The organism is Cellulomonas sp. APG4, from assembly GCF_009996735.1.
Classification (GTDB): Bacteria; Actinomycetota; Actinomycetes; order Actinomycetales; family Cellulomonadaceae; genus Actinotalea.
On the sequence record NZ_JAACYI010000020.1, the window covers coordinates 63,459 to 72,337 of the forward strand.

An 8,879-nucleotide genomic window follows, 5' to 3' on the forward strand; every position below is an offset into this window, starting at 1 on the left:
GGCCGACGGACGCGAGCAGGGAGGTGAGCCGCGTGAGCACGGGTGTGAGCACGGACGGCAGAAGAGGCGCGGTGCGGCCGTTGCAGGGCGCTGCGCCCCTCCCGCCCCAGGTCGACGAGCTCCTCGCGCGCAGCGACGCCGAGCTCGTCGCGTCCCAGCTGGCCCAGCTCCCGGGCGACCGCTACGTGCACGCCCACCTCGCCGCCCTGCGCGCCGGTGCCGCCCTGCTCGAGGTGACGGGCCGGCCGCGACGTCGGCCGGCCCCGCGTACGGTGTGGGACATGGTCGCCGCCGTGAGTCCGGAGCTGAGCGGCTGGACCGCCTTCTTCGCCTCGGGCGCGTCCCTCCGGGCCGCGGTCGAGGCCGGTCGTGACGAGGTCGTCGACGCGGCGCGTGCGGACCAGGCGGTGGCTGCGGCGGAGGACTTCCAGGATGCCGTGCGGGAGGCGGTCGGGGCGCCGTCGGGCCGCCTCCCGATGGTGGTCCCAGGCGCCGCTCGGGTGGCCTCGTGAGCCGATCTCCTGCGGCCCCGGGGGTGCGCCGCAGCTGGGGCGACGACGACGACGCGACTCCCATCCTCCACGTCGACATGGACGCCTTCTTCGCGTCGGTCGAGCTACGCCGACGTCCTGAGCTGCGGGGGCGGCCGGTGATCGTCGGGGGGAGTGACCGCGCGGTCGTCCTCGCGGCGACCTACGAGGCGCGGGCGTTCGGCGTCCATGCGGCGATGCCGATGGCGCAGGCCCGTCGGCTCTGCCCGCGGGCCGTCGTCGTGCCGCCGGACCAGCACGCCTATCGTGCGGCTTCCGTTCAGGTGATGGCCGTGCTGGGGGAGGTCACCGCCCTCGTCGAGAAGGTGAGCGTGGACGAGGCGTTCCTCGACGTCTCGGGCGCGCGACGCCGGCTGGGCTCGCCGACGCGGATCGCCGAGCACATCCGTGGTCGGGTGCGCGAGGAGCTCGGCCTGCCCTGCTCGGTCGGCGTGGCCGCCACCAAGTTCGTCGCCAAGCTCGCGTCAGGGTTCGCCAAGCCTGACGGCATGCTCCTGGTTCCTCGCGCGAGCACGGTGGAGTTCCTGCACCAGCTTCCCGTCGGTGCCCTCTGGGGGGTCGGGGAGCGGACGCGTGAGTCGCTCGAACGCTGGGGGCTCACCACGGTGTCCGACCTTGCCCACGCCGACGTCCAGACGGTGCAGCGCGCTGTCGGCAAGGTCGCGGGCGCCCACCTGCACGACCTCGCCTGGGGCCGGGACCCGCGACCGGTCACGCCCGTTCGGGCCGAGAAGAGCGTCGGTGCCGAGATGACGTTCGAGCGCGACGTCTCAGAGCTCGACGTCGTGCGGGCGCACCTGCTGGGGCTCGCGGACCGGTGCGCGGGTGAGCTGCGGGCCCGGGGCCTCGAGGCGCGGACGGTCAGTCTCAAGGTGCGCACGGCAGACTTCCGCACGCTCACCCGGGCGCGGACGTTGGGGCTTCCGACGGATGTCGCCCGCGAGCTCCATCTGGCGTCGTGCGAGCTGCTCGCGGGCGTCGAGCTCGAGGGGCAAGCCCTGCGCCTCGTCGGCGTGCGGGCGGAAGGCCTGACCGAGGCGACGCAGCGGCCGCTCACGCTCGACGAGGCGGTCGATGACGCCGCGGCACCGAGACGGCGCGCCGAGCGTGCGATGGACGAGGTCCGCCAGCGTTTCGGCCGGCAGTCGGTGGGCCCCGGAGCCCTCGTCGCGAGGACCACCCGCCCCCCAACTACCGCCACGGGCGACGGGGATCTATCCTGAACGTGTCCCGTCCCACCGGCAGCACGGAGGTAGCGATGCCTCTGTCCGAGTACGAGCAGCGCGTACTTGAGCAGATGGAGCGTCAGCTCTCGTCTGACGACCCCAGGCTGGTGAACACCTTCCAGGGTCGCGGCCGCAGCTCCGTCCGCCGGTGGCTCCTCACCGGGACCGGCGCACTCGTCGGCCTCACCGTCCTTGTCGTCGGGGCGGCGACGAGCCAGCCCGTCGTCGGCGTGCTCGGATTCGTGACCATGTTCGTGTCGGTCGTCCTGGCGTTCTCGCCACCGCGCCGGCAGGGCCCGGTGGGCGTCGTCGGCGGTGACGGTGGTGTGAAGCCGCGTGCTCCCAAGGCGAAGACCGGCGGTGGACTCCTTCGCCGGCTCGAGGAGCGGTGGGACCGCCGTCGCGACGAGCGTCCCTGACGCTTCCCTTTCTCGCGCGTGCACGTGTCCGCACGCGGCGGCACCCGCTGGGGAGGCAGGGCCGATGACCGGTCGTCGCCTCAGGCGTGGACCGGCTGGCGTCCCTGCGCGGCCTCGACGACCTCCTCGACCAGCACGTCGGGGTCGCGCGGGCGCCCGGCCCCCAGCGGCCCGGGCTCGGCCTCCACTGGCCGCGGCGCGTAGCGAGCCTCCTCGAGCGCGCGGACGAGCACCGCGAGCGATCGGCGAGCCCTCTCGACCGTGCCCTCATCGACGCGTCCGGCCGCGAGGAGCTCCGCGTACCGCTGCTCGACCATGAGGGCGGCCTGACGCGGTGTCGTCGCGTCCGACCACCGCACACCCAGGGGTTCGAGGCGCTCCCGCAGCGTCGACCACGCCACCTCCGGGCCGCGCTCGGGGCGCTCGGCACGGCGCCGCCGGCGACGGAGCATGGACCAGACGGTCAGCACGGAGGTCGTCACGAGCAGCGCCGCGACCGCGATGACCAGGCGACGCGGCACGGCGGCACCGCCGATCCCGACCTCGTCACGCCCCTCCGTCAGGCCCTCCTGCGGAGCATCCTGGGGGTCGGTCGTCGGCCTGGCCGTCGCGCTCGGTGTGGCGGACGGCGTCGCCACGGGTGCGTTGCCGAACGGGTCGGCGTACGCGGGCGGCGCACCCGTCTGGACCGCCGGGGTCGGTTCGAAGCGCACCCACCCTGCACCGTCGAAGTAGAGCTCGGGCCACGCATGCGACTGCTGACCCGTCACGACGAACTCTCCCCGGACCGCCGGGTTCGGCCGTCCGGGCAGGAAGCCGACACCCAGGCGGGCGGGGATGCCGAGGCTGCGCGCCATCACCGCCATCGCTGTCGCGAACTGGACGCAGTAGCCGGTGCGGCTCGTCAGGAAGTCATGGACGGCGTCGTCGGTCTCGGCCGCCGGCACCTGCGTGCTGTAGCGGAACGTCGAGGTGTCCCGCAGGTAGGTCTGGAGCGCCAGCGCCTGGTCGTAGGCGCTCTCGGCGTCCGCCGTGACCTCGCGGGCCACCCGGGCGACGTCTGCGACGTGGGTGGTCTCGGGGAGCTCGAGCGTGGGGGCGGTGGGGTCCAGGGACCGCCCCGCGGTGTCCTCGTCGAGGCGTTCGGCAGAGAGGTCGCGCCTGCTCAGCTCGACGTCGTAGGTCAGGCCGCGGGTGCGCACGTCGTCGCCGACCACCTCGTCACGCTGCGGGTCGTAGAGCCAGCGCGGTGACACCTCGACGACGCGCGGGTCCGTGGGCACCGGCAACCGGTCCTGGTCGAGGTCGCCGACCTCGATCGACATCTCGACGGGTGTCGCCTCGTCCCCGGGGAGGGGATCCCCCTCCGGCCAGAGGGGCCCATCAGCGGGGGTGAGGCCGTCGGCGTCCGGCTCGGCGCCGCGCTGCCAGCGTGTGCCGTCGAACTCGCTCAGGGTGTACATGCGCAACGGGCCGACACCCGGGTCGGCGACCGTGTAGCGCAGCAGCGGCCTGTCGCTGCGTGCCGCGAGGCTCGACCGCATGTCCAGGTCCGTCGACAGGCGCAACGGCCCGGTGACGGCCGGCGGTCCCCATCCTCCCGAGCCCCGCACGGAGCCGTAGAAGGGTAGCGACGCGGCTGCAGGCGTGAGTGCGAGGGCCAGGGTCGTGACGAGCGCCGCCGCCCCCAGCGCGGGCAACGCATCCGTGCGACCGGTACGTGCGCCCGCGCGCGAGCTGGGACGCGTGAGTGCCAGGAGCAGCAGGTAGGCGGTCCCCGTGACCAGGAGCGTCAACGTTCCCGGCATGCGGTCGAAGAGTGCGGCCGGGACGAAGAGCGCGAGGACCGGGACGCCCGCGAGCCCTGCGCGGCCGAGCCCGAGGGCCACGAGGTCCACGACCAGGACGGCCACGAGCACCCCGCTGACGACGAGCAGCTCGAGACCGCGCCCCGGAGCGACGGGGACCCGACCGTCGACCACCGCCTGCACGCCGTTCGAGGCGAGGCGGGACAGCCTGTCGAGCGTCTCCACCGTCGGTACCGGCACGCTGAGCGTGGTTCCGCGTCCGCCGTAGAGGGCGAGGAGGGCGACGAGCGTGAGCAGGAGCCCCCACGTGGTCGGCGCGACCCCGGCGCGACCGCGGCTGCGCAGCAGGCCCAGCAGGGCGACCAGCCCGAGGGTCGCGAGGGCCCCGATCGTCAGCCAGGGCCCGTCCTGGAGCAGCGCCCTCAGGCTCACCAACCCGCTCAGGACCAGCAGGCTGACGAGGCCCGCGCCCACCCACGCGCGCGCACCCGAGACGGGAGCCGTGCGGGCTGCCGGGCTCATCGCGGGACCGCCAGCGCGTCGTGGGAGCCGAGCAGCCGCTCCCAGGCGGCGGCCGGGTCCTCACCCACGGTGACGGCGCACGCCGTCCAGCCCGCACGGCGCAGCTGCGCGAGGGTGCGGGCCTCGTCATCGGTCGGGCTCGCACCCGCGCTGCGGACCATCGCCCAGCCGTGACTGGCGTCGCCGACGCGTGCGAGGGCTGTGAGCTCGGCCGGTCCGAGCGCCCCGACCACAGCGAACACGAGCTCGGCCCCGCCTGCCTGCGCGGTGAGCGTGTCGACGGCGGCGAGGAGCCAGGCCGTGCGCTCGGCCTCGGTGCGCGGCAGCGTCAGGTCGACGACCTGTTCGAGCAGCGCCTCGGAGGCCTCGCCGTGGACGTCGGTGCGGTGGTGGTCGGTGCGGCCCGCCGCCGGGGTGCCGTGCGCCTCGCCCCCGAGGAGCCGCACGCCGTGACGAGCCTCGAGCAGCGCCAGCGACACCGACGCGGCCGTCGCGATCGACCACTCGGCAGCGGCGTCCTCGACGGCGACGTCGAGGAGCACGCTCGCGGGTCGTCGTCCGGAACGCTCGTCCTGGCGCACCATCACCGCACCCCGCCGGGCGCTGCTCCGCCAGTGCACGCGTCGCAGGTCGTCGCCCGGCCGGTAGTCGCGCAACGAGGCGTCGTCGGCGGCCGGTGTCCGTGAGCCGAGGGCCGCCCGGTCGACGTCGGTCGACGTCGAGGGGTCGTCCGTGGTGAGGTGCGTCAGGACGGGCCGCACCGCCACGAGCACGGGATCGCCCAACGGTCCGCTCGCGTGCGCCACGCCGAAGAGGTCCCGCCGGCGCACCTCGAGGGGGCCCACCGCCCAGCGGCCGCGTCGTCCGGGTTCGACCGGGTAGACGAGGGTGAGCCGGTCACGTTCGCGCCGGACCCGCGCGCGCAGCGGACGCGGACCCGAGAGCTCGCGGGATGCTCGCTCGGCGACGTCGAGCCGGTCGAGCCGGTGCCCCGTCGTGCTCACCACCTCGACCTCGACTGTCGTGGGCCGTCCCACGGTCGTCGGGTGCGGCGTCACGCGGCGGTTCAGCCGCAGGGCGCCACGGTCCTGCTGACGCAGCTCGAGCCGCAGCAGCACCGCGCTCACGAGGACCGTGAGCACGAGCAGCAGGCCCACCTGGGTGAGGACGCGGGTTCCCCCGAGCACACCCGTCGTCGCCGTCGCGAGCCCCGCTCCCGCCAGCGCGAGGCCGCGTCCGGTGGGGCGGACGCGGTGGCGCAGGTGCATCAGCCCGTGGCGCGACGGTCGGGTGCCGCCGCGCGCCCCGTCACCGGCAGTGCCGTCCGGGCCACGATCGCCCGCAGGCTGTCGGTGACCGTGTGGCCCGCGAGACGTGCGTCGGTGCTCGCGAGCAACCGGTGGGCGAGAACGGGCTCGGCGAGCTCCTGGACGTCGTCGGGCAGCACGTGGTTGCGTCCTGCCATCGCGGCGAGCGCCTTGGCGCCGCGCAGGAGCTGGATGCCTGCCCGCGGCGACGCGCCGAGCCTGAGCATCGGATCGGCGCGGGTCGCCTCGGCGAGGTCGACCACGTACTGCTTGATCCCGGGGGCGGCGTAGAGCCGACGCGTCACGTCGATCATCCGGCGCACGTGCTCGACGTCGGTCACGGGTGAGATGGCGGCGAGCGGGTCAGCCGTCTCCTGCCGGTCGAGCATCTCGACCTCGGCGTCGCGTGCCGGGTAGCCGACGCTCAACCGCGCCATGAAGCGGTCGCGCTGGGCCTCGGGCAGCGCGTAGGTGCCCTCCATCTCGATCGGGTTCTGCGTCGCCACCACGAGGAAGGGGTCGGGCAGGGCGTACGTCGTCCCGTCGATGGTCGTCTGTGCCTCCTGCATGCACTCGAGCAGCGCCGACTGCGTCTTGGGGGAGGCGCGGTTGATCTCGTCACCGATGACGATGTTCGCGAACACCGGCCCGGGACGGAACTCGAACTCGTGCTGCTGGGCGCGGTAGATCGTCACGCCCGTCAGGTCGCTCGGCAGGAGGTCGGGTGTGAACTGGATGCGCCCCACGGTGCAGTCGACCGTCCGGGCGAGGCTCTTGGCGAGCGTCGTCTTGCCCACCCCGGGGACATCCTCGAGCAGCAGGTGCCCCTCCGCGAGCAGCACGGCGACGGTCAGCCGCACCAGGTCGGGGCGTCCCGAGATCACCGACTCCATCGACGCTCGGATGCGCGCCGACGCCTCGGCGAGCTCGTCGACCTCGTCAGAGGTGGGCAGTGCGTGGACCATCTCGACCCCTTCGTCCGGTGCCCCGAGCGTAGGCGACGGCGACCCGCGCGTGCGACGACCGTTCGGGCCGCGACGCAGCCCCCCCACTTCCCTCCCCACCCCGCCCCGGTGAGCCCGCCGATCGCCGACTCGGCAAGCCACCCGGCCGCCGTCACCCGGCTGACCAGCGGCGATGCCCGAGCGCCCGAGCACACCGCCGTCCACGGTTCGCACGACACGCAGACGCGCGGGGTGTGGTCCGAACTTCCCCTCCACATCGCTCCACCGGCCGTGACCTGGGCAAACGGGTGAAGTTTGCGGGCAGATGCAGCCAGGTCTAGTGGCTGGTGGAGGGAAGTGGAGTACCGTGGAGGCCTGAGGGGAGGCGTGGGGTCGTCCCCGGGGTGTCGAAGGGGGAGGGGAGTGGTCGGCGACAGCGGTTACGTCTCGTACAGCCCCTTCCTGGGCACCTACACCCCGCGCCTCGACGACAAGGGGCGGCTGATCCTCCCGGCGAAGTTCCGCTCCCAGCTCGCGTCCGGCCTCGTGGTCACGCGCGGGCAGGAGAGGTGCCTCTTCGTCTTCCCGATGGACGAGTTCCGGCGGATGCACGACCAGATCCGACAGGCACCCGTGACGAGCAAGCAGGCGCGTGACTACCTGCGCGTGTTCCTCTCCGGTGCGCATGACGAGGTGCCCGACAAGCAGGGCCGCCTCTCGATCCCGTCCGCGCTGCGCTCCTACGCCGGGCTGGACCGTGACGTCGCCGTCATCGGCGCGGGCAGCCGCGTCGAGATCTGGGACGCGAACGCCTGGGAGACGTACCTGGCCGAGCAGGTCACGCACTACTCGGAGACCGCCGAGGAGGTGTTCCCCGGAGCCTTCTAGACGAGCGGTCGGTGCACAGCACCGCACGGTGAGGTCTCCTCCCGCACTCTGACGCACTTCCCCGGCGTCAGAGGGCAGCGGAGGGGGACCTGGTCGGGTGGTGGAGGGCCCCCGACCGACCCTGTGTCCGGTCCCTCCGGACGACCACGCAGCACGCGGTACCCCAGGACCACGCACGAGGAAGGAGAGGTGAGTGATGTCGGACGCACGGCCCACGCACGAGCGGCACGTCCCGGTGCTGCTCGGACGCTGCCTCGACCTCCTCGCGCCCGCGCTCACGGGCCCGGACGCCGTCGTCGTCGACGCGACGCTCGGCATGGGCGGGCACAGCGAGGCGCTCCTGCAGCGGTTCGCGACCCTGCGTGTCGTGGGCCTGGACCGCGATCCCGAGGCGATCGCCCTCGCCTCGCGGCGGCTCGCCGACTTCGGCGAGCGGTTCATGGCGGTCCACGCGGTGTACGACCAGATCCACGACGTCGTGAACCGCGTGGTCGGCCGTCCCGTCGAGGGCGTGCTCATGGACCTCGGCGTCTCCTCGCTCCAGCTCGACGAGCCCGAGCGCGGGTTCTCCTACGCGCAGGACGCGCCGCTGGACATGCGCATGGACCCCACCACGGGCCCCACGGCCGCCGAGGTGCTCAACTCCTACCCGGAGGACCGTCTCGTGCGCGTGCTGCGCCAGTTCGGCGAGGAACGGTTCGCACCGCGCATCGCGCGCTCGGTGGTCGCGGCGCGCGCGCGGGCGCCCCTCGCGCGCACGGGCGAGCTGGTGGAGATCGTGCGCGCGGCGATCCCTGCGGCAGCTCGTGCGACCGGCGGCAACCCCGCCAAGAGGACCTTCCAGGCCCTGCGCATCGAGGTCAACGGCGAGCTCGCCGCCCTCGAGGCGGCACTCCCCGCTGCCCTCGAGTCCATCGCCGTGGGTGGCCGGATCGTCGTCATGGCCTACCAGTCGCTCGAGGACCGGATGGTCAAGCGCGCCCTCGCGCGGGGCGCGACGTCGAGCGCGCCTCCGGACATGCCGGTCGAGCCCGCGTCGCACCGTCCGTACCTGGCGCTCCTCACACGCGGGGCCGAGCGCGCCGCGGCCGACGAGCAGGCGCTCAACCCGCGCTCGGCCTCGGTGCGCCTGCGGGCGGCCGAGCGCCTGCGGCCCACCCCGGAGCACCTGCGCTGGACGGGGGCGGCATGAGCGCGCTCCACGCCGCGCCGGT

At 74.0% G+C, this 8,879-nt stretch carries 8 protein-coding genes; 5 read left to right on the plus strand and 3 right to left on the minus strand.

What is annotated here, in order from left to right; translation table 11 throughout:
* Positions 1 to 32: 32 nt before the first annotated feature.
* Genes GXB85_RS14085 through GXB85_RS14095 form a run of 3 tightly spaced genes read left to right on the plus strand, consistent with a single transcriptional unit; the run spans position 33 to position 2,196 of the window.
* Positions 33 to 512, plus strand: coding sequence for an SAV_6107 family HEPN domain-containing protein (locus GXB85_RS14085; RefSeq protein ID WP_370524256.1), 480 nt, complete (start codon positions 33 to 35; stop codon positions 510 to 512).
* A complete protein-coding gene (locus tag GXB85_RS14090; protein WP_161918290.1) occupies positions 509 to 1,774 on the plus strand; it encodes a DNA polymerase IV in 1,266 nt (421 codons plus the stop codon). The genes GXB85_RS14085 and GXB85_RS14090 overlap by 4 nt, the downstream gene beginning before the upstream one ends.
* 35 nt (positions 1,775 to 1,809) lie before the next feature.
* Positions 1,810 to 2,196 carry a DUF3040 domain-containing protein gene (locus tag GXB85_RS14095; RefSeq protein WP_161918291.1) on the plus strand — a complete coding sequence of 129 codons (387 nt, stop codon included), beginning with the start codon at positions 1,810 to 1,812 and terminating at the stop codon, positions 2,194 to 2,196.
* An 80-nt stretch (positions 2,197 to 2,276) separates the two neighbouring features.
* On the opposite strand, the gene GXB85_RS14100 is transcribed toward GXB85_RS14095, so the two are convergent.
* From GXB85_RS14100 to GXB85_RS14110, 3 genes are read right to left on the minus strand one after another with little or no spacing between them, the layout of a single operon-like run.
* Positions 2,277 to 4,526: a DUF3488 and transglutaminase-like domain-containing protein gene (locus GXB85_RS14100; protein ID WP_161918292.1), complete on the minus strand. Its 2,250-nt coding sequence runs from the start codon at positions 4,524 to 4,526 to the stop codon at positions 2,277 to 2,279.
* On the minus strand, positions 4,523 to 5,794 hold the full coding sequence (locus GXB85_RS14105) for a DUF58 domain-containing protein (protein ID WP_161918293.1): 1,272 nt from the start codon (positions 5,792 to 5,794) through the stop codon (positions 4,523 to 4,525). The genes GXB85_RS14100 and GXB85_RS14105 overlap by 4 nt, the downstream gene beginning before the upstream one ends.
* Positions 5,794 to 6,798, minus strand: a complete 1,005-nt coding sequence (locus GXB85_RS14110) for a MoxR family ATPase (RefSeq protein ID WP_161918294.1) — start codon at positions 6,796 to 6,798, stop codon at positions 5,794 to 5,796. Before GXB85_RS14110 ends, GXB85_RS14105 begins: the two co-directional genes overlap by 1 nt.
* A 402-nt stretch (positions 6,799 to 7,200) precedes the next feature.
* Between GXB85_RS14110 and mraZ the strand changes: the two genes are divergently transcribed.
* Positions 7,201 to 7,665 (plus strand): division/cell wall cluster transcriptional repressor MraZ, encoded by a 465-nt coding sequence (mraZ, locus tag GXB85_RS14115; protein WP_161918295.1) that lies wholly within the window; start codon positions 7,201 to 7,203, stop codon positions 7,663 to 7,665.
* Positions 7,666 to 7,861: 196 nt separating this feature from the next.
* Positions 7,862 to 8,857 carry a 16S rRNA (cytosine(1402)-N(4))-methyltransferase RsmH gene (gene rsmH / locus GXB85_RS14120; RefSeq protein WP_161918296.1) on the plus strand — a complete coding sequence of 332 codons (996 nt, stop codon included), beginning with the start codon at positions 7,862 to 7,864 and terminating at the stop codon, positions 8,855 to 8,857.
* Positions 8,858 to 8,879: the final 22 nt, after the last annotated feature.